This is a genomic window from Rhodococcus sp. 14-2470-1b, from assembly GCF_002259415.1.
GTDB lineage: Bacteria > Actinomycetota > Actinomycetes > Mycobacteriales > Mycobacteriaceae > Rhodococcoides.
On record NZ_NPFY01000022.1, the window covers coordinates 71,585 to 92,208 of the forward strand.

The window sequence follows — 20,624 nt, forward strand, 5'->3', positions numbered from 1 at the left end:
GTGAGCCTCACCCTCGGAATCGTCGGACTGCCCAACGTCGGCAAGTCCACCCTCTTCAACGCATTGACCAAGAACGATGTGCTGGCCGCGAACTACCCGTTCGCGACCATCGAGCCCAACGTCGGTGTGGTGCCGTTGCCGGATCCGCGGCTGGGCAAGCTCGCCGAGGTCTTCGGTTCCGAGAAGGAGGTTCCGGCGCTCGTGTCGTTCGTCGACATCGCCGGCATCGTCAAGGGCGCGTCCGAGGGCGCTGGCCTGGGCAACAAGTTTCTCGCCAACATCCGTGAAGCCGACGCCATCTGCCAGGTCGTGCGTGTCTTCGCCGACGACGACGTCGTGCACGTCGACGGCCGTGTCGATCCCGCCGCCGACATCGAGGTCATCGAGACCGAGCTCGCGATCGCCGACCTCCAGACGCTCGAAAAGGCCATCCCGCGCGTGGAGAAGGAAGCGCGGATCAAGAAGGACCGCAAGCCTGCACTCGACGCCGCCATCGCAGCGCAGGCAGTACTGAACGACGGCAAGACACTGTTCTCCGCGAAGGACAAGCTCGACTTCGAGCTCCTCAAGGAGTTCCAGCTGCTCACCACGAAGCCGTTCCTCTACGTCTTCAACGCCGACGAATCGATCCTCACCGACGACGCACGCGTCGGCGAGCTCGCACGATCCGTCGCGCCCGCAGACGCGGTGTTCCTCGACGCCAAGATCGAATCCGAGCTCCTCGAACTCGACGCCGAATCGGCCGCCGAACTGCTCGAGAGCGTCGGCCAGACCGAACCGGGCCTCGACGCCCTGGCCCGCGCCGGCTTCCACACCCTCGGCTTGCAGACCTACCTCACGGCAGGACCGAAAGAAGCCCGCGCGTGGACGATCCACCAGGGTGACACCGCGCCCCAAGCTGCAGGCGTCATCCACACCGACTTCGAGCGCGGCTTCATCAAAGCCGAAATCGTCAGCTACGACGACCTCATCGAAGCCGGCTCCATGGCCTCGGCCAAGGCCGCAGGCAAAGTCCGTATGGAGGGCAAGGACTACATCATGGTCGACGGCGACGTCGTGGAGTTCCGCTTCAACGTCTAGACAGCGCTTCACCCGCTTCGCCTATCCTTTCGGAGAGCGGAACGTACGGCGGTCGATGATCACGGACGAGGCGATCGATGAAGAAGTTCTTGGCGGCACTGGTGTGTGTGCTGCTCGTAGGCGGATGCACTACTTCAACGGACGACCGACCAGAACTACAGGACCCGTTGTCCGTGGACACCGCGACGGGCCTGCTGCGCGGTAGCGAGGTCGGTGGCACGCGGCAGTATCTCGGAGTTCGATATGCGCAGCCACCTGTAGGTGATCTGCGGTGGGCATTGCCGGAAGCAGCGCCGGACACCGATGACGTCGTCGACGCCACGTCGTTCGGCGCGCGGTGCCCGCAGGGGACCGGCCCGGATCTGCAGACCGACGAGGACTGCCTGTTTCTGAACGTGACGGTTCCTTCGGGCGCGGGTGACGGCCGGCTCCCGGTCGTCGTGTGGTGGCACGGGGGCGGTTTCACCAGCGGCGCGGGCTCGGACTACGACGCCACGCGTTTCGCCGAACAGGGCAACGTGATCGTAGTGACGGTCAACTATCGGCTCGGAATGCTCGGCTATCTCGGTCTCCCCGGACTGGAGGGCTCCGGCAACTTCGGGCTCGCCGATCAGCTCCTTGCGCTGAAGTGGGCGAACGACAACGCCGAGGCGTTCGGTGGCGATCCCGACAACGTGACCGTGATGGGGGAGTCGGCCGGAGGAATGTCTGCCTGTGCAGCGCTGGGATCACCTGCTGCGGAGGGGCTCGTCGACAAAGCGATCATTCAATCGGGGTCGTGCCTGATCGATTGGCCCGCCGGAACTCTCTACCCGGGGCTGCCCGAGTTGACGCCGTACGCTCCGCTCGCAGAAAGCGAAGCAACGGGCAGTGCAATCGCAGATACTCTGGGCTGCACCGACGATCAGCTGCGTTGCCTGCGGGAGTTGCCCGTCGAGAAGGTGGTCGAGCAGTCGTCGTCGTTCGGCAACGGTCTTGCCTACGGTACGGACCTGCTACCGACAGATCCTGCAGACGCAGTTCGAAACGGACGCACGCTGCCGATCCCAGTGATCATGGGTGGTAACGCGGACGAGCACCGATCGTTCGTCGGGGGTGCGTTGCTGGCAGATCCGACGTCCGTCACCGACGAGACCTACGGGTCGCTCATCCAGCAGGCATTCGGCACGCGTGCGGGCGAGGTGGAACAGCGTTACCCGAGAAACGGATTCGACAGTGCAGCACTGGCATGGTCCACCCTGGTCACCGATGCGGCCTGGTCGTGCCCGATGCTCGACACGTCCGCGTTGCTTTCTACGAACGCAGACGTGTGGTCCTACGAATTCGCCGACGAGACAGCACCGGATGTGAGCGGTGTATCGGCCACAGGATTGGCTCAGGGCGCTGCACATGCGACCGATCTCCCGTATACGTTCGACCTGAACGGCAGCGACCTTCTCACCGGTCCGGGCCAGAAGGAACTGGCCTCGAAGATGATCGATGCGTGGTCCGAATTCGCGCGATCCGGCAACCCGGGCGACGCCTGGCCGAAGACAACGGACGCCAGCGGTCCGGTGCTGGAATTCGGCAACCCGGACACCGCGGTGGCCAACTACCACGACGCTCACCAGTGCGGGTTCTGGGATTCGTTCTGACCGGTATTCACTTGCCGCGCAGTCGCTTTTCCAGGGGCGTCGGGAAGGACGGTACGACGGCGGTGCCGTTCAGTAGTGCGGTGATCCGCTCGGCTTCGGCGGTGACCTCGGCGGTGTTGGATCCGATGTCCTCGAACAGTTCGGTCGCTACTTCGCCTGTCGGCGTGACTGCCCATCCGCCGACGATTCGGCCGTCGAGCCAGATGGTGGGACCGATGTTGCCGAAGGTGTCGAACAGCGGTGCCTTGTAGTCACCGAGGTACCAGTCGCGGTGCTTCCAGCCCATCGGCGTCGGGTCGAGGGCGGGGAGCAGCACGACGCCGCGCGCGGAGCCGGACAGGTCCGTGTCCGGCAGCATGATGCCTTCGCCTGCAGTCAGTTCGACGGCGACCGTGTCGATCGCTGCCACGGCCGCTCGCGTCTGGGTCTTGTTCCATCCTGTCCACCATTGGATGTCGTCGATGGTCGCCGGGCCGAACACTTCGAGCCACCTGCGCACGAGTTCTCGACGGCTTTCGGTCTCGTCGACGACGGGAATGCCGCCCGGCCACCAATGATCGATCGGCGCCCATGCGTGCCGCCGTGATGTCCAGGCGCCGCGAGGTTCGACCCGAACCATCTTTCCTTCGGCTGCCATCATCACCAGGACTTCGGAGGTGACGTATCGCTTGACGTCGTAGACCTTGTCGGTCGTGGGCAGAAACGCGGTCTTGAGCAGTGGAACCGCCGCGGACAACTCGGCTCCCGTTGCCGTGCCGACGGCCTTCAGTCGTGCCTCGGTCTCATGTTCGACCTGCGCGATCCATGCCGCGGGGTTCTCGACCACCGGATCGGTCGGTCCCTTCTGGACCTGCGTGAGCAGCCGTGTGCGCATTGTTCGTGCGACGCCGAGACTCGCCGCGGCATGGACGAGCGGTAGGTCGTCGTGTGCGAGGACGAACAGGGTTCGGCGCATCGCCATCGAGCGGACCAACGTCCGACGCTCGTACATCGCGTCGCGGACGTCGTCGATGCCCAGCGACCGGGCCCGCGCGAGAACGGACAGGTAGACCGTCGCTGGATCGGTCGCGTGCAGTGCCAAGACCGATTCGACAACGCCTTCCGGCGTCGACGCAGACGCGAACTGTCGTGACACCAATCGAGCCCGGCGCTGTTCATCGGTGACCTTCACTCGAACAGTGTGCCTCGCGGGGCCGACATGGCACTATGCCCTGCGTGGACGAATCGCAGAACCTGAAGGACCTGGCGCGCCTGAGGCGGGTGCGTGACCGGATGGATCGCGACTACGCTCAGCCACTGGACGTCGAAGCGCTGGCGCGTGGTGTGCACGTGTCGGCCGGCTACCTGAGTCGGCAGTTCAAACTCGCCTACGGCGAATCCCCTTACTCGTACTTGATGACTCGCCGGATCGAACGTGCGATGGCGCTGCTGCGTCGAGGCGATCTGTCCGTCACTGACGTGTGCTTCGAAGTGGGGTGCTCTTCACTCGGCACGTTCAGCACCCGCTTCACAGAGTTGGTGGGAATGTCGCCGAGCATCTACAAGCGACGTGCGGCCGGAGACGCGGCAGGCATACCGTCGTGTGTTGCGAAACAGGTGACGCGGCCGATCAGAAACGGCGCACGCCGATGAAGTGTCGAGACGCTCACCTGCGCAGCTCCGTCTACAACTCGATTCCGGTTGCCTCGACCACCGTCGACCACAGGGCGTCTCTGGCTTCGGGGGAGTCCTTGCGCCACGACGGGTAGTGGGTCGGCCGGATGGCTCGGTCGTGCCAGAACTTTCCGGTGCTGGTCAGTGCTTCGTCGCCGGCGGCGAGCCAGACGATGGTGTCCGCGCCTTCGTCGGGTGTGCGGAGGATGGGTTTCATGACCGTGCCGAACATCGGAATCGAGTCCGTCACTCCCGGCGTCGCGGCCCAGCCGGGGTGCATGCTGTGCACGACCGGGTCGTGTTCTTCGGTCATGCGCTGAGCGAGTTGCTCGGCGACGACCACCTGCATGCGCTTGGTACGGGCGTACGCCGTCATGCCGGAGTACTTTCCGGAGGCGAACTCGAAGTCTCGCGTGTGCAACGGCACCGGATACATGCCGCCGCTGGAGACGAACACGACCCGGGATCCGGCGTCGAACAGTTCCCTGGCGCCGACGGTCAGGGCGACGGGGCCGAGGACGTGCGTCGCGAAGGCGGCCTCGTGGTTCTGTGCTGTCAGCGTTCGCTCTTCGGGCATGACTCCCGCACAGTGGACGATGGCATGCAGCCCGGTCAGCTCCGACGTCAGGTCCGTCACCAGCCGTGCGACCGAATCGAGGTCGCTGACGTCGCATTCTCGGACGACGATCGACGCTTCCGATGCAGCTGTCCTGATGATCCCGGCGGACTTCTCGAGTCTTTCGGCCGATCGTCCGACGAGGTGTACCCGGGCGCCGAGTTTCGCGAGGGACGTCGCTGTCGCGGCTCCGAGTCCGGAGCTTCCGCCGGTGACGACAACGTCGATCGGTTCGGGAAACGGTGCCGGGTCCGACGCCCAGAACCTACTGCGCACCGTCGACCCGATGCGGGAGTAACCGGCTACGACGGTTCGATCGAGGACGGTGTCGAGGATGCGCGTCACGGAGACCATGCGTCCTTCGTACCCCACCGTGCCATCATGCAAGCATGGTTCTCTCCGAGGAGGCACGCGATCTGCTCGCGGATCTACCCATGCACAGGCGTCAGACGTTCGAGCTGCGACTGCAGCAGTGGGGGCCCGATCTGCTCGACGCGGTCACCGCGCTGTACGCCTCCCCGGACGAGGTGGCGTCGGCTCTCGTCACCATCGCTGCCCGGGGGTTCGCCGCGCGGTCCGACGAGCTGCACCGGCTCGACGAACGCAGATTGCTGCAACCGGACTGGTTCCAGCGGCCGAACATGTTCGGCTACGCCTGCTACGTCGATCGCTATGCGTCGACGCTGAAAGGCATGGGGGACAGGCTCGATCACCTGACAGATCTGGGAGTCACCTACCTGCACATGATGCCGTTGCTGAAGCCGCGTCCCGGCGACAACGACGGCGGGTACGCCGTCATGGACTTCTCCTCGGTACGTGAGGATCTCGGCACCAACGAGGATCTGGCGGAATTGGCCACCACGCTGCGCAGTCGCGGGATCAGCTCCGTCGTCGACCTGGTTCTCAATCACGTTGCCCGCGAACATGACTGGGCAGTTGCCGCGCGAGCGGGTGACGCGAAGTATCGCGACTACTTCCTGATCTATCCCGAACGCGACACTCCAGACAGATTCGAGCGCACCCTGCCCGAGGTGTTCCCGGACTTCGCGCCCGGTAGTTTCACCGAGGTCGACGGCGAATGGGTGTGGACGACGTTCAACGAGTGGCAGTGGGACCTGAACTGGGCGAACCCCGCTGTGTTGCTCGAATTCGCCGAGATCGTGGTGCATCTGGCGAACCTGGGAATCGAGGTGCTGCGCCTCGACGCCATCGCGTTTCTCTGGAAAAGGCTCGGGACCAACTGCCAGAACCAGCCGGAGGTGCACGCCGTCACGCAGGCGTTGCGGGCGACCTGCCGGTTGACCGCCCCAGCGACGTTGTTCAAGGCCGAGGCCATCGTCGGGCCCCGAGACCTCATGCCCTATCTGGGTGAGGGTCGCCATGCGGGACGCGTGTCGGACATCGCGTATCACAACAGTCTGATGGTGCACGTGTGGTCCATGTTGGCGTCCGGCTCCACCGATCTGGCCCGGCACGCACTCGCCGGGTTGCCACCGACACCGCCCGGCGGTACCTGGGTGACCTATGTCCGCTGTCACGACGACATCGGCTGGGCCATCGACGATTCCGATGCCTCGGCCCGCGGTGTCACCGGCGTCGGGCATCGGCAGTTCCTTGCGGACTGGTACTCCGGCGAGTTCGACGGATCGTGGGCGGAAGGGCTTGTCTTTCAACACAACAAGGAGACCGGTGATCGGCGGATCAGTGGCACGGCCGCGGCTCTCACCGGACTCGGCCCGTCGAGGAAAGATGTCGCGGGCGGATTCGCCCGGATCTTTCTCGCGCACGCCGTCGTGGCGGCGTGGGGAGGAATTCCCGTCGTGTGGAGCGGCGACGAAATCGGATCACCGGGCGACTCCGATTGGGCGTCGGAGGACGGACACTCCGCCGACAATCGGTGGGTTCACCGGCCGCGGATGACCGACTCCGACCGAGCCCGCCGCTTCGAGCAGGGATCCGACGCCCAACGAGTCTTCGACGGAATCGCTCTCATCGCACGCGTCCGTGCCGGACTGCCGATGCTTCACTCCGAGGCCCCCACCCGGGTGCTCACCGACGCGGACATCGACGACGGGCTCCTCGTCGTGCAGCGTCGACACCCGAGTGGAACCTTTGTCGGGGTCTTCAACGTCACGGGTGAGCATCGGCCACTTGCCCGAGCCCGGTTGACGGACCTGGGGTCGGGCGATCCTCGCGAAGTGCTGTCCGGCCACGATCTGGCAGAGCACGGACTCGACGACCCCGACGGAATGCTGTGGGTCCCGCCGTACGCCGCGTGGTGGATCGTCTGAGAATCGGCGAAGAAGCGAAGGCGTTATATCCCTGTTACCCTGCCTCCCGAAGGTCGTCGGATATCGGACGTTAGGGACTCGTTGATGTTTTCTCGTGCTCGCAGCTCGGTCGGGTCGCTCCGCGGGCTACGCTCCCGCCTGCTGTTGGGTCTCGTCACCGTGCTGGTCGCGGCGTTCGGTGCCACCTTCGTGGGGACGGGTGTTGCGCAGGCCGATTCCGCGCTGGTCTACGTCCACTCGGACGCGATGAACAAGGACATCCCCGTCAAGGTCCTGAAAGCTGCAGGTGAGGGCCCCGCTCCGACGATCTATCTGCTCGACGGTCTGCGTGCGCCGGACGACAACAACGGCTGGCTCATCGAGACCGACGTGGAGCAGTTCTTCGCCGACAAGCACGTCAACGTGGTCATCCCGTTCGGCGGCGGCGGAACCTTCTACACCGACTGGGAGCGCCCCGACCCCAAGCTGGGCGTCGTGAAGTGGGAGACCTTCCTGACGCAGGAGCTACCGCCGGTCATGTCCGCGCAGTTCGGCAGCGACGGCGTCAACAACGCAGTCGCCGGTCTGTCCATGAGCGGCACCTCCGCGCTGAACCTGGCCGCAAACCACCCCGACTTCTACAAGGCCGTTGCATCGTTCAGTGGCTACCCGACGGCCAGCAGCCCCGGCTACGCGCAGGGTATCCAGGTGTCGGTCGGCGAAATGGGTGGCAATGCGCGCAACATGTGGGGCGCATGGCCGTCGGCGTCGTGGCTCGCCAACGATCCGCTGCTCAACGTCGGCAAGCTCCGCAACACTAAGGTGTTCGTCTCGGCCGGTACCGGTTCGCCGCTGACCGATCCGACCGTCAACCCGGTCAGCGCCAGCTTCGACCCCGTCAAGTTCGCACAGATGGTTCCCCTCGAGACTGCGTCGGGTCTGTCCAGTCGCGCCTACGTCGGAGCACTCCGCGCAACCGGCAACAATCCGGAGGTGCGCATCACCGGAGTCGGAACGCACTGGTGGAACTTCTGGGAAGAGCACCTGAAGGACGCATGGTTCACCACCTTCGCACCGACTCTGGGACAGTAGGCGTTCTCTCGTATTAGCGTGCACGCATGACTGCACCCAAGATCGAGGTCGACTACACCGTCCTGGACTGCCCGGACCCGACTGCTCTCGCCGGGTTCTACGCACAGGTTCTCGGATGGAAGCCCACGAGCGACGACGGCGACTGGGTGGTGATTCAGGGACCGGGGGAACTTCGCCTCGCGTTTCAACGAGCCCCCGAGTTCACTCCCATCGACTGGCCGTCCGACGGCATCAAGATCCACCTGGATTTCGTCGTCGACGACATGCAGGAAGCCGAGGACTACGTCCTCGGAATCGGCGCGACGAAGATCGAAGGCAACGAGAACCACCCCGGCTTCGCCGTGTTCCAGGACCCCGTCGGTCACCTGTTCTGCCTGTGCCGCAGAGGATGACTACTATTCGCGCATGAGCTCTTTCCTGGTAGAACGCTCGACGGTGATCAACGCGTCGCCGGACAAGATCCACCCGTTGATCAACGACCTCCGTGAGTGGCGTACCTGGTCACCGTGGGAAGGCGCCGACCCCGATTTGTCACGGACCTACACAGGTCCGAGCACCGGTGTCGGCGCCTCCTACGCCTGGTCCGGCAACCGCAAGGCCGGGGCCGGATCGATGACGATCACGGATTCGAAGCCGGGTCAGATCGTCGTCCTCGACCTGGTGTTCACCAAACCGTTCAAGGCGAAGAACGTCACCACGTTCACCATCGATCCCGGCGCGAACGGGTCCGAGATCACCTGGTCCATGACGGGGGAGAACAACCTCTTCTTCACCCTGCTCGGAAAGCTCTTCCCGATGGACAAGGTCGTGGGGAAGGATTTCGAGAAGGGATTGGCTCAGCTCAAAGCACGAGCGGAAGGTCAGGCCGCCAGTTCGTGACGGCGGGATAACCGCTGATCAGCGTGCACCTGCAGCCACTGTGCGAGTACCTGGCAGCCGGTGAGGCCGCTTCCGTCGACCTCTCCGGCGTCGAGCGGTTCTACCGCGTACGCGATGTGGCGTCCGCCCGACGGATTGGCCACCGACCAACGACGCCACGCCAGGGTCTTCGGAAGGTACCCCGCGAGCTCCCGCAGTGCGACGCGTACGCGTCGGGCGTCCCTCCTCCATTGCCGCGGCGAGAAGCTGGTCTTCGACGCATTCTGAAAACCGTTGCTGCGGATCAGGTGCCATACCTGTCGGAGCCACGACCGGGTCGTGCGGAACGACATCCACCTCGTGAGATCGGCGATATCGCGAATGTAGCTGTCCTCGCTGGCGTTGCAGATCATGTCGTGTGGGTGCCCGATCCAGACCGTCTCGACCTCGGCCGGTACGTTCGGCCCGACGCCCGCGACTCCGCGACCGGAACACCCGTCGACGGCACCCTCGGGTTGCTGAGGATCGGAAATCAGTCCCGCTGCCGTCACCGCCGGCAAGTCGATCGCACCGGAGGCCATCTGTCCCAGAACTTCGCGGATGACCGAGCAGCCCTGCGAGTAGCCGATCAGTGCGACCGGTCCTCGGGTTGCTTCGACAGCAGCGATGAGTCTACGGACTCCCAGTGCGGTGCTGTGCCGATAGCTCAGCCCGCCGACTGCGACGGGACCGTACGACGCCGGGTAGCCGACCCATCGGCAGACGAACCGGTCGTCCAGTGCGCCGGTGACGTGGCCGAGCAGTCCCGTGACGAAAGTACGGTGATCGTCCGGTCGGGACTCTCCGGTTCCACCTACTGCGAGAACGGTCAGCTGGGTCATGTCCTCGACTATGACGCGGCATTCTGTGAAATCTCTGGGAAGACGACCGCTACCGGGCTCACCTCCGGTGAAGTGCGGTCGAGACCTCGTCGATCGCGCGGTCCAGGAACGAGCAGTAGACGTCGGGATCCGGCATCGCCGACGCCGCCGATGTCACGCTGACGGTCACGGCGTCGCCGATGCCATGGACTCCGTGCGTGAGCCCCATGACCGGGGACAGTGCAGGGAAGCCGGCGGTGAAACGAACCGGACCGCCTCCGAGTTCGAGGTCCGCGGCACCACGCGCGACGCTCGACAGGACCGTGTTTCCGGTGACCATGTCCGGAACGGCGGTGGCGTCGAACTGGCGGACACCCCAGTGCAGCAGTACAGCGGGAACGGCTTCGGATGCGAGCGACTGAGCCTCGGCTGCGGGATGGGCTGCGCGGCGACGACGAGCCTGCAGTGACTCGGAGATGGCGTGCGCTCGGGTGACGAGATCGGTGATGTCGGGGCGGAGGTCCACTCCTGCGTTGCCGAAGTGGTTGCGCGCCCGGCGTTCACCCTGCTTGCCCAGTGTCACCTCGGCGCCGAGCTCGGCGGGTACCGGATCTCCATGGTGTGAGAGGTAGCGTTCGAGAGCGAGTGAGATCGCGGTTGCGGCACCGACTGTGACGCTGATGCCCGGGCCGGTGAAGTCTCTGTGATCACGAACGAGACACCGCAAAAATGTGCGTCCGGTCGGTGCGACGTTGACTGTGATCTTGGGTCGGCCCGGCGCAGGAGCGGGGACTGTTCCGGCGGCGGTGTCAGCTGTCAGCTGTCGTTCGAGATCGCGCGCACTGGTGGCTCTTCGAAGGAATGTGCGCGGGCCGATTCGGGGCCGGTCGGGGATGGGGGCAGGCGCGGACCGGTCGTCTCCGAGGAGTCGTCGGGCCAGGCTCGACGCGACACGGCCGTCGCCCAGTGCGTGCGAGATCTGTAGTACCGCAACGAGTGCAGGGCCGTCGCACCGCGGAGCGCCGGTGACGCCACCGAAAAGGTGCAGACGCCAGACGGATCGGTGGGGGTCGAGCTGATCGGTGAATGCCTCGGCGACGGTGTCGAGGCAGTCCCTCCACGTGCGGCCAGTCTCCCGGATGTGTACGAGAGCCGTTGTGTCGGGTGCCCGACGAAGACTCGGATAGCGAAGCGAGAGTGGGAAATCGACGATCCGCACACCGAGGTCGCTGATCTGTTCCGCGCGACGTAGCAGTTCTTCGCGGACGGACTCCGCAGGCGTGTCGGAGTCGAAGCAGTACAACAAAAATTGATCGTTCGGAATCTTTGCGGACATCCAGTACGTCTGGGCGTCGGTGGGATGCAGACGAACGGTCACCTGCCGAGACCAGCTGCGGCAGGTGACCGGTGCGCGGACGACGCGAGAGACGTCAGGCGACGTTCACCAGACCGACCGTCGGGAAGAAGAAGCAGCTCTTGTCGCTACCGTCGACTGCCTTGTGGTTCACGGTGCCGAAGACCGCGGCGAGGACGGTGCCGGCGCCGGTCTCGACCGGTACGGCCCGCGCGCCTGCTGCCGGCAGCACGGCGAGCGCGTCGGTCAGCGGTCCGCGAACCAAGTCCTTGACGGCCGGGATGACGTCGAGGTTGTCCAGAATCGACTGCACCAGCGTCGATGTCGCGCCGCCGAAGTCGGCGAAGCCGCCCTTAAGAGTGTTGACGTTGAACCACGCCACCTGCATTCCGCTCTTGTCGCCGGAATCGTCGACGATGCCGGCCGGAACGAATGCGAACAGCGTCTCTCCGGCCTCGGCCGCGTTGAGAGCCGGCAGCGGGACGGGCGAGGGGATGGTCAGGTTGGGCCACGGTCCTGCGGCACCGCCTGCCACACCGGGCACGATGCCGAGAGGTGCTCCGGGCGCGGCGGCGCAGTTGATCGCGGCCGTCGGGTAGAAGAACGGCGTGATGCCGACGTTCGTCAGAATGCCGTTCACCGTGTCGAGTGCAGCGAGCGGATTGGCGCCGGTCGGTTCGGCTACCTCCGTGCGAGTCGCCGCGATGGCGTCGGCAGCAGCCTGGGAGACAGCATCGAGAGCTGCCGGTGCAGGCGACGCGGGGCCGGGATCGGCCGCCGCGGTCGCGGGAACCGCGAGTAGAGCCGCGCACGACAATGCGACGGTTCCCGCTAAACGGCTGAGGCGACGAGACATATGTGACTCCTGGGACTCATGAGGTCAAAGTTACGAATGGGGTGATGGGACCACAATTCTTATGAAGTTCTCAAGCCCAGGAGTTCACGGTTATGCAATTGCAACGTCGGCCTACGCCGAGTTCGGTGCGTCAGCTTGCGTTGATTCCGTAGTCACGCACAATGCCGGCGAGGCCGGAGGCGTAACCCTGGCCGATAGCTCGGAACTTCCATTCCTGGCCGCGGCGGTAGAGCTCGCCGAACACCATCGCGGTCTCGGTGGAGGCGTCTTCGGTCAGGTCGAATCGCGCGAGTTCACGACCGTCGGCCCGATCCACGACACGAATGAATGCATTGATGACCTGGCCGAAACTCTGCCCCAACGCGTCGGCGTCGTGGATGGAGACCGGAAAGACGATGGAATCGATCTGCGGGGACAGCGCGACGAGGTCGATGTCGATCGACTCGTCGTCGCCCTCGCCTTCGCCAGTGCGGTTGTCGCCGGTGTGCTCGATGGCGCCGTCGGGGGAACGGAGGTTGTTGTAGAAGACGAAGAACTGATCTCCCGCGGACTTCTTGTCCGCGCCGAGTCCGATGGCGCTGGCGTCGAGGTCGAAATCCCCGCCCGTCGTGCTGCGCACATCCCAGCCCAATCCGATGGTCACGGCAGTCAGGTTCGGGGCTTCCTTCGACAGCGATACGTTTCCGCCCTTGGCCAGGGTGACGCCCATTCACTTACTCCTTCATTCGTAGATGAATTGCCTGCTCTCCACAGTAGGTGGTGAAGAGAGGGGAGGGTGTGACTAGCGATGCTGGAGTGATTGTGGTGAAATACCGAAACCGAAAAAGTTATCAGGGCGGCCGGCGTGCGCGTCGGCGACACGCCGAGCGAAACTATCGATCTGGGGACTTACGTGCACGTATCGCGTCGAGACTTGTTCAAGTACGCCGCTGTGGGATCGGCGGCCGCCGTCGGTCTGGCCGCAGTGTCCACTCAGGCAGCACGCGCCGACGGGCTGGGGACGTTGATCGATTACTCGGGCGGGGTTCCGTCGCCGGAATCGATTCGCGCTGCCGGGCACCTGGGCGCGATCAGATACGTCTCGGACCGTAGGCCGGGAGCCGAATGGATGCTCGGCAAGCCCATGAAGCGCGACGAGGCCGACGCGCTCACCGAGGCCGGCCTCGAAGTGGTGTCCAACTACCAGTTCGGCAAGGGTGACACCTCGGACTGGAAGGGCGGATTCGCGGCAGGCGTCAAGCATGCGAAGCGCGGCCTCGAACTGCACCGAGCAGCGGGTGGACCAGAGAATCGCCCGATCTACGTTTCCATCGACGACAATCCCACCGCGGTGCAGTTCGCGACCCTGATCGCGCCCTACATCCTGGGCTGGGAATCGATCGTCGGCCCGGAGAACACCGGCATCTACGCCAATTCACCCACGATCGAACTGGCGTCCATCGCCGGTCTCGGTCAGTGGTACTGGCAGCACAACTGGGGCACTCCGAAAGGTTTTCGCCACCCGGCTGCGCATGTGCATCAGGTTCAGATCGACAAAGCGAAAATCGACGGAATCGGCATCGACCTGAATGTAATTCTGAAGCCCGATTACGGCCAGTGGTCGTTGGCCTGAGCCGGAAAGAATTTCGCAATGAATCTCATCGATGTCATTTATGCGATCGCGGCGTATTTTTATCAGCTTTTCTCGGATTCGCTCGGCTCCTGATTCACTGCCGTTCTTCCGAACAGCAGAATCAACGACACGACGGCCAAAGCCGCAACGACCGCCGAGAACACAACACCCGCAGTGACGAGGCCCCACGCTGTCGCCGCAGCACCTGCGCCGATGACGGGGACAGAAATCGCGACGTAGAGGACGACGAACAGTGTCGACGTCACCTCTGCGCGCCGATCCGCTGGTAGCTTCTCGGTCACCGACGCCAATCCCTTGCTGAACGTGACGCCTTGGCCGATACCGCACACCACAGCGGCGACCAGCAGGATCGGTAGAGACGCCGTGGCCAGAGCGAGGCATAGAGCGCTGACGCCGACGATGAGCGTGATGCACCCGCCACGCAGCGCGACAGTCGTGCCGAGCCCACGAAGCGCGATCTGTGCGACAGCAGAGGACGCGAACGTCACGAAGGCGACAGCGCCGACCACCGCGTGGTTCTGCACTCCCAGCACCTGTGTGACGAATCCGGGAGAGACGCCTGTGAACAGCCCGAGAACGGCGAAACCGGCGAACCCGCCGATCGACGCTCGCACGAACGTGGCACGCACCGGAGCCGGCACGGACAACCTCTGCATGTGAGGCCGCGCGCCGGGCAACACCGTCACCGGTTCCGGAATGAGAAACACGGCGACGCCGGCAAGGACCAGCAGCACAAGGTTCACGACGAAGGTCAGGTGCGTCGGCTCGGGGAGATACTCGACCAGCAGACCAGCCACGAGCGGTCCGAGCCCCAGCCCGCCGATGTTCGCCGCAGTGGCTATGGCGGGAGCTCTGGACTTCCACTGCGAAGTGCTCGTTGCTGCAGGCCCCGGTCGTGGACCGGGAGCCAGCTCCATCAAGGTGACCGTTGCCGTGCCGACGAAGATGCCCGCGGACAGGCCCGACAGAACACGACCGACGAGGAGCGCAGCAACGGACCCGGCGAAGATGAACACCAGAGCGCTGGCGATGCCGAGCGCCACGCCTGCGAGCAGGAGCGGTCGCCTACCGAGCGAATCGGACCACCGCCCGAACGCGAGGAGAGCGGCCAGCACGCCGAGCGCATACGCTGCGAAAATCACGGTCACGACGAACACCGAGAACCCGAACTCGGCCTGGTAGAGCGAGTACACGGGAGTGGGCATGGTCGTGCCCATCATCGCGATGGTGAATGCGTAGGTGACCGCTACGAATGCGACAGGTTTGCTCACCAGCAAACCCTAATGGGCAATGCCGGCGAGGGGGCGGTCAGGCTCGGTCGATCAGGGAACGAACACAGTCCCGATGGTCGGCAGGAATCCGCACGTGCGTGCCGGGGCGGCGGGATCTTCCTTGGACTGCGTCGTGATCGAACCCGAGACGACGGCGAGCACTCGGCCCGGACCGGTGTCGGCGATAGCCGAGACGGTGGCCGGTCCGTCCGGGTTGATGTTCGACGCGCCGGTGAGTTCCGTGGTGCCCGTGCGACGGTTGTCGAGGTTGAGCCACGTGACCGTCAGCGGAGCTTCCTGGACCTGCGCGATGGGCGCGGTGCCGAGTGCGGTGAACACGAAACCTGCTTGGCCTGCAGGCGGGCCGGGAGGGGGAAGCGTGGCCGGGCCGGGTACTGCCAGCGCCGTGCCGACCGAGTCTGCGCTGTCGGAGATGCATCCCTTGCCGATGGTGGGGTACAGGAACTGCGCGATGACCGGCCCGTCCGCGGGGGGAAGCTCGGGGCCACCGCCGCCGGAACCGTCCAGGAACGTGATGACCCGCTCGAGGGTGGACTTGACCTGATCCGGCAAGGCCGAGTTCTCGAGAAGTGCGCGCGCCTGGGCGAGAAGATCCGCCTGAGGAGCAGCGGCGACATCCGTCGGACCGGCTGCAGCGCCGAGAATAGCCGGAGCGAACGAGGCGAGGGCTTCGATCTGTGCGTAATCGGGAAGCGGCTGATCCGGAGTGGGAAGAAAGAAGGGAGGCAACTGTGTTTCGGGAGTCGGGGACTCGGGAGCGGCCGGGGCCTGCAGTGCAGGCTCGGCCGATGCGGTGGCCGGCACTGCCAGCGCGGCAGCGATTGTCACAGCTACTGCGGTGACGGTCCTGCGCGTTACCCCGTTACGAAGCACTTGATTTCCCCATCCTCATCGAAAGCGGGCCGTGGAACTGTTGCTGGCTCGAGGGGTCACTCTATGTATACGGCCCATCGTTGTACAGCCGATGCCGATGCCAGACTGCCACCGTAGATTAGCCTGTTGCAGAAGTGAATAGTGTTACTGGTGATGAAACTGTTATTTGTGACAATCCAATACGACGTCGAAGAATTTCTGTGAACGGCTGTTTCGGAACCAGATCCGACGCCCTATAGGCTCAGGCGTCAATCGCGGTCGAATCGAACGGGAGCAGTTACTTCAGTGAACCCCCCGCCCCGTCTGTCGATTCTTCGCCTCGCACCCCTGCTGCTCCTCTTGTCCGTGATCGCACGTCTCGTCTGGGCGTTCGCGACCGAGAACGGGATGAACCTCGTCGACCTGCACGTCTACGTCGACGGATCTGCAGCGCTGCTACGGGATGATCTGTACGACTTCACCTATTCCGAAGAGACGCCGGACTTTCCGCTGCCGTTCACGTATCCGCCGTTCGCGGCTCTCGTGTTCTTCCCGTTGCACTACCTGCCCTTCACGTTCGTCGGCGTGTGCTGGCAGCTCGCGACGATGGCCGCAATGTTCCTGCTGGTCAAGCTCGCCCTCGAGATGATCCTCGGCGACGACGCAGCAACGGTGCGGCCCGCCATGGCGTGGACCGCGCTGGCTCTGTGGACCGAACCGGTACGCACCACGCTCGACTACGGGCAGGTGAACGGATTTCTCGCCCTGGGGGCGGTGCTCGCGGTACGCAGCTCCCGATGGTGGGTCGCCGGCGGCATCGTCGGTTTCGTCGCCGGTATCAAGTTGACGCCCGCGATCACCGGACTGTTCTTCCTCGCCACCCGACGATGGAAAGCCGCTGCCTTCTCGGCCGTCGCATTCGGGGCGACTGTCGCCGTCAGTTACGCGGTCCTCGGACACCAGGCGGGTACGTACTTCACGACACTGCTGGGCGACGCCGACCGCATCGGTCCCGTCGGATCGGTGTGGAACCAGTCGCTCCGAGGGGCGATGAGCCGCATCGCGGGATACGACGTCGAATCGTCCGTCGCCTGGATCGCCGGCGTCCTGGTGATCGCAGCACTCGCGGTCGCTGCGTGGCGGGCACTACGCCCCGGTGACCTTCTCGGCACCCTGATCATCGTCCAACTGCTCGGGCTCGCCGTCTCGCCCATCTCCTGGTCCCACCATTGGGTCTGGGTCATGCCGATGCTGGTGTGGTTGCTGCACGGTCCCGACCGGCGACGAATCGGTACCCGCGTCGTCGCCGGATTCTGGCTGCTCACCACGCTCGTCGGCGTGCCGTGGATACTCAGCTTCTTTCAGGAATCGATCTGGCTGGTCTCCCGGCCCGGCGTGCTCGCCTGGTTCGGTGCCGTCGACATCGTCGGAATCGTGCTCGTCTACGGCTGGGTCATCTACCTCGGTAGGGATCGTCTGCGTGCGCAGATGCTCAGTCTTCGGGCAACAACGCGTCGATCCGATGCGCCAGATCGACATCCTTCTGCGTGAGCCCGCCCGCCGAATGCGTCGACAGGGTGAAGGTCAGCTTTCGCCATCGAATGTCGATGTCCGGATGATGGTCGGCGGCTTCCGCAGCAGCCGCCACACGAGAGACGAACTCGATCGCGGTAGGGAACGTCGGAAGTTCGACGGTGCGGACGATCGACGAGTCCACTCGTCGCCACTGTGGAAGGGCGCGAAGCGCGTCGTCGACATCGGAATCGGAGAGTAGGTCGGCCATGACAGACGATGGTGGCACGAACGAGCGTCTCGTGGTGGCAGGAGCAATCGTCGCCGACGGATTGTTGCTGCTCGCGCAGCGCGCGCGACCCGTCGAACTCGCCGGACTGTGGGAGCTTCCCGGCGGAAAAGTCGAACCGGGCGAAACCCCCGAGGCTGCGTTGGCACGGGAACTGCGGGAGGAACTGGGCGTCGAGACCGCCGTCGGGCATGCGTTGACCGGTGATGTCGCGTTGGCCGAAGGCCGTGTGCTCCGTGCCTACCGCGTCGAGCTGATCTCCGGTAACCCGGTACCGCTCGATCACTCCGCGCTTCGCTGGGTGGATGCGTCCGCGCTGTCCACGATGGACCTCGTCGACGCCGATCGCGCCTGGGTCTCCGAATTGAGTGCCTTTCTCAGGCAGCCCGGGCCTTCTTGAGACCCTTCTTCAAGTCTTTGCCGGTGGCGCCCGCGTCCTCGAGTTTCTTCATACGCATGATGACGACGGGGCACTTCAAGCACCGTGTTTTCTTGCGGCAACACTTCTTCTTGGGCTTCAGACCCGAGATGTCCTTGGCCTTGACCTTGCCCATTTTCTTGGCTCCGCTTTGCTCGACTTCGAGGTGAATTCCTACCCAACAGTACTGCGTGGTGCAGGTCACCCTGTGCGAGCGGGTAAACTCGATCGGTCGCGAGAACCTCGCGGTGCAGCGCGCTTCTCTAGCGACATAAGCCCGCTAGCGAACAAGAGCCCGCATTCGACCCAGGAGAATTTTTCGCGTGAGCGCCCCAAGCAGTGCAGACAACATCGACAGCACCACAACCTTCCGCAACGTAGCCATCGTTGCACACGTCGACCACGGCAAGACCACGCTGGTCGACGCCATGCTGCGGCAGTCGGGAGCGTTCGAGGAACGCGCCGAACTCGTGGACCGAGTCATGGACTCCGGTGACCTCGAGAAGGAAAAAGGCATCACCATCCTGGCGAAGAACACCGCCGTTCACCGCCACAACCCCGACGGCACCATCACCGTCATCAACGTCATCGACACCCCCGGCCACGCCGACTTCGGTGGAGAGGTCGAGCGCGGCCTCTCGATGGTCGACGGCGTCGTCCTGCTCGTCGACGCGTCCGAAGGCCCGCTGCCGCAGACGCGCTTCGTGTTGCGTAAGGCGCTCGCCGCGTCGCTGCCCGTCATCCTGGTCGTGAACAAGACCGACCGTCCCGACGCGCGCATCGAAGAGGTGGTCTCCGAGAGCCACGACCTGCTGTTGGACCTGGCGTCGGACCTCGACGACGAAGCGTCCGAGGCAGCCGAGCTCGCCCTCGACCTCCCCGTTCTGTACGCCTCCGGCCGTGAGGGCAAGGCATCGAAGGTGCAGCCCGAGAACGGCAGCGCACCGGACGCGGAGAACCTCGACGAACTGTTCGACGTCCTCCTCAACTACGTTCCCGCACCCAAGGGCAACGTCGACGCGCCGCTCCAGGCTCACGTCACCAACCTCGACGCGTCGGCCTTCCTCGGCCGCCTCGCGCTCGTCCGCATCCACAACGGCACGCTCAGCAAGGGCCAGACCGTCAGCTGGATGCGTGAAGTCGACGGCGAGCCCGTCGTCCAGAAGACCAAGGTCACCGAGCTGCTCAACACCATCGGTGTCGAGCGCGTTCCCGGCGAGAAGGGTGTCGCCGGCGACATCGTCGCCGTGGCCGGTTTCCCGGACATCATGATCGGTGACACCCTGGCCGACCTGGAAAACCCGGTCGCCCTACCCCGCATCACCGTCGACCAGCCGGCCATCTCGGTCACCATCGGCACCAACACGAGCCCGCTCGTCGGACGCGTCAGCGGCCACAAGCTGACCGCTCGTATGGTCAAGAGCCGTCTGGACTCCGAGCTCGTCGGCAACGTCTCGCTCAAGGTCCTCGACATCGGTCGTCCCGACGCCTGGGAGGTCCAGGGTCGTGGTGAGCTCGCACTCGCCATCCTCGTCGAGCAGATGCGTCGCGAGGGCTTCGAGCTCACCGTCGGAAAGCCACAGGTGGTCACCCGCCAGGTCGACGGCAAGATCCACGAGCCCTTCGAGGAGCTCACCATCGACACCCCCGAGGAATTCCTCGGCAGCGTCACCCAGCTCCTCGCGGCACGCAAGGGCAAGATGGTGCAGATGACGAACCACGGCGCAGGCTGGGTTCGCATGGAGTTCATCGTCCCGTCGCGAGGCCTGATCGGTTTCCGCACCGACTTCCTCACCGACACCCGCGGCACCGGTATCGCCAACGCCGTCTTCCACGGCTACGCACCGTGGGCAGGCGAGATCCGTGCACGCCACACCGGCTCGCTCGTCTCGGACCGCAGCGGAAGCGTCACCCCGTTCGCCATGATCCAGCTGGCCGACCGCGGAACGTTCTTCGTCGAGCCCGGCGCGGACACCTACGAGGGCATGGTCGTGGGCATCAACCCGCGTCAGGAAGACCTCGACATCAACGTCACCCGCGAGAAGAAGCTGACCAACATGCGTCAGTCCTCCGCCGACGTCATGGAGACCCTCGCCAAGCCCAAGAAGCTGGACCTGGAAATGGCCATGGAGTTCTGTGCAGGCGACGAGTGCGTCGAGGTGACACCCGAGGTCGTTCGCGTCCGCAAGGTGCACCTCGATTCCAACGAGCGCGCTCGTGAGCGTTCGCGTAGCAAGTCCCGCGACAAGGCTGCTCTGTAATCAGCCTGTTTCGGTACATTCTGGGCTCGAGGTAGCCGTTCGAGCGTGGTGACTCTGCAGAGGGTCACCACGCTGGAACGATGGTGGTGCCTGT

At 64.7% G+C, this 20,624-nt stretch carries 21 protein-coding genes; 11 read left to right on the forward strand and 10 right to left on the reverse strand.

Annotation, left to right across the window (positions count from 1 at the left end):
* The gene (gene ychF, locus CH293_RS16885) at positions 1-1,080 is read left to right on the forward strand and encodes a redox-regulated ATPase YchF (protein ID WP_019665448.1); all 1,080 of its coding nucleotides are present in this window, start codon (positions 1-3) and stop codon (positions 1,078-1,080) included.
* A 77-nt stretch (positions 1,081-1,157) separates the two neighbouring features.
* On the forward strand, positions 1,158-2,714 hold the full coding sequence (locus CH293_RS16890) for a carboxylesterase/lipase family protein (protein WP_094720879.1): 1,557 nt from the start codon (positions 1,158-1,160) through the stop codon (positions 2,712-2,714).
* A gap of 7 nt (positions 2,715-2,721) precedes the next feature.
* Here the strand turns inward: CH293_RS16890 and CH293_RS16895 are convergent, their stop codons facing one another.
* A complete protein-coding gene (locus CH293_RS16895) occupies positions 2,722-3,885 on the reverse strand; it encodes a winged helix DNA-binding domain-containing protein (protein WP_037105849.1) in 1,164 nt (387 codons plus the stop codon).
* 35 nt (positions 3,886-3,920) lie between these two features.
* Here CH293_RS16895 and CH293_RS16900 point away from each other — a divergent pair, with 35 nt between their 5' ends.
* Positions 3,921-4,346: a helix-turn-helix transcriptional regulator gene (locus tag CH293_RS16900; RefSeq protein WP_052059142.1), complete on the forward strand. Its 426-nt coding sequence runs from the start codon at positions 3,921-3,923 to the stop codon at positions 4,344-4,346.
* 31 nt (positions 4,347-4,377) lie between these two features.
* On the opposite strand, the gene CH293_RS16905 is transcribed toward CH293_RS16900, so the two are convergent.
* Complete coding sequence (locus tag CH293_RS16905) at positions 4,378-5,337, reverse strand: SDR family NAD(P)-dependent oxidoreductase (protein WP_037105852.1); 960 nt, start codon at positions 5,335-5,337, stop codon at positions 4,378-4,380.
* Positions 5,338-5,372: 35 nt separating this feature from the next.
* Between CH293_RS16905 and CH293_RS16910 the strand changes: the two genes are divergently transcribed.
* The 4 genes from CH293_RS16910 to CH293_RS16925 all read left to right on the forward strand — a co-directional run bounded on the left by CH293_RS16910 (position 5,373) and on the right by CH293_RS16925 (position 9,224).
* Positions 5,373-7,274: an alpha-amylase family protein gene (locus tag CH293_RS16910; RefSeq protein WP_094720880.1), complete on the forward strand. Its 1,902-nt coding sequence runs from the start codon at positions 5,373-5,375 to the stop codon at positions 7,272-7,274.
* An 84-nt stretch (positions 7,275-7,358) separates the two neighbouring features.
* A complete protein-coding gene (locus CH293_RS16915) occupies positions 7,359-8,345 on the forward strand; it encodes an alpha/beta hydrolase family protein (RefSeq protein ID WP_037105857.1) in 987 nt (328 codons plus the stop codon).
* Between the two features lie 26 nt (positions 8,346-8,371).
* Positions 8,372-8,737: a VOC family protein gene (locus CH293_RS16920; protein WP_037105860.1), complete on the forward strand. Its 366-nt coding sequence runs from the start codon at positions 8,372-8,374 to the stop codon at positions 8,735-8,737.
* 13 nt (positions 8,738-8,750) lie between these two features.
* Positions 8,751-9,224 (forward strand): SRPBCC family protein, encoded by a 474-nt coding sequence (locus CH293_RS16925; RefSeq protein ID WP_037105863.1) that lies wholly within the window; start codon positions 8,751-8,753, stop codon positions 9,222-9,224.
* Here the strand turns inward: CH293_RS16925 and CH293_RS16930 are convergent.
* The 4 genes from CH293_RS16930 to CH293_RS16945 form a co-directional block, all read right to left on the reverse strand.
* The gene (locus CH293_RS16930) at positions 9,206-10,084 is read right to left on the reverse strand and encodes a PE-PPE domain-containing protein (RefSeq protein ID WP_037105866.1); all 879 of its coding nucleotides are present in this window, start codon (positions 10,082-10,084) and stop codon (positions 9,206-9,208) included. The genes CH293_RS16925 and CH293_RS16930 overlap by 19 nt on opposite strands.
* A gap of 58 nt (positions 10,085-10,142) precedes the next feature.
* Positions 10,143-11,441 (reverse strand): WS/DGAT domain-containing protein, encoded by a 1,299-nt coding sequence (locus CH293_RS16935; protein WP_037105869.1) that lies wholly within the window; start codon positions 11,439-11,441, stop codon positions 10,143-10,145.
* Between the two features lie 52 nt (positions 11,442-11,493).
* Entirely contained in the window at positions 11,494-12,273 is a 780-nt protein-coding gene (locus CH293_RS16940) for a hypothetical protein (protein ID WP_037105872.1), read from the reverse strand.
* A gap of 130 nt (positions 12,274-12,403) precedes the next feature.
* On the reverse strand, positions 12,404-12,982 hold the full coding sequence (locus tag CH293_RS16945; RefSeq protein ID WP_019665434.1) for a TerD family protein: 579 nt from the start codon (positions 12,980-12,982) through the stop codon (positions 12,404-12,406).
* 135 nt (positions 12,983-13,117) lie between these two features.
* On the opposite strand from CH293_RS16945, the gene CH293_RS16950 reads away from it, so the two are divergent.
* Positions 13,118-13,885, forward strand: coding sequence for a DUF1906 domain-containing protein (locus tag CH293_RS16950; RefSeq protein ID WP_037105877.1), 768 nt, complete (start codon positions 13,118-13,120; stop codon positions 13,883-13,885).
* Positions 13,886-13,947: 62 nt separating this feature from the next.
* On the opposite strand, the gene CH293_RS16955 is transcribed toward CH293_RS16950, so the two are convergent.
* Entirely contained in the window at positions 13,948-15,177 is a 1,230-nt protein-coding gene (locus tag CH293_RS16955) for an MFS transporter (RefSeq protein ID WP_094653398.1), read from the reverse strand.
* A 51-nt stretch (positions 15,178-15,228) separates the two neighbouring features.
* Positions 15,229-16,026 carry a hypothetical protein gene (locus tag CH293_RS16960; RefSeq protein WP_241483639.1) on the reverse strand — a complete coding sequence of 266 codons (798 nt, stop codon included), beginning with the start codon at positions 16,024-16,026 and terminating at the stop codon, positions 15,229-15,231.
* A 330-nt stretch (positions 16,027-16,356) separates the two neighbouring features.
* Between CH293_RS16960 and CH293_RS16965 the strand changes: the two genes are divergently transcribed.
* On the forward strand, positions 16,357-17,601 hold the full coding sequence (locus CH293_RS16965) for a mannosyltransferase (protein WP_037105891.1): 1,245 nt from the start codon (positions 16,357-16,359) through the stop codon (positions 17,599-17,601).
* On the opposite strand, the gene CH293_RS16970 is transcribed toward CH293_RS16965, so the two are convergent.
* A complete protein-coding gene (locus tag CH293_RS16970) occupies positions 17,543-17,833 on the reverse strand; it encodes a 4a-hydroxytetrahydrobiopterin dehydratase (RefSeq protein ID WP_037105894.1) in 291 nt (96 codons plus the stop codon). The two genes, CH293_RS16965 and CH293_RS16970, sit on opposite strands and share 59 nt — an antisense overlap.
* On the opposite strand from CH293_RS16970, the gene CH293_RS16975 reads away from it, so the two are divergent.
* Positions 17,832-18,251: a (deoxy)nucleoside triphosphate pyrophosphohydrolase gene (locus CH293_RS16975; protein ID WP_052059143.1), complete on the forward strand. Its 420-nt coding sequence runs from the start codon at positions 17,832-17,834 to the stop codon at positions 18,249-18,251. The genes CH293_RS16970 and CH293_RS16975 overlap by 2 nt on opposite strands.
* On the opposite strand, the gene CH293_RS28220 is transcribed toward CH293_RS16975, so the two are convergent.
* Positions 18,229-18,405 (reverse strand): hypothetical protein, encoded by a 177-nt coding sequence (locus tag CH293_RS28220; protein WP_019665427.1) that lies wholly within the window; start codon positions 18,403-18,405, stop codon positions 18,229-18,231. The two genes, CH293_RS16975 and CH293_RS28220, sit on opposite strands and share 23 nt — an antisense overlap.
* Positions 18,406-18,592: 187 nt before the next feature.
* Here CH293_RS28220 and typA point away from each other — a divergent pair, with 187 nt between their 5' ends.
* On the forward strand, positions 18,593-20,530 hold the full coding sequence (gene typA / locus CH293_RS16985) for a translational GTPase TypA (RefSeq protein WP_020112613.1): 1,938 nt from the start codon (positions 18,593-18,595) through the stop codon (positions 20,528-20,530).
* Positions 20,531-20,624: the final 94 nt, after the last annotated feature.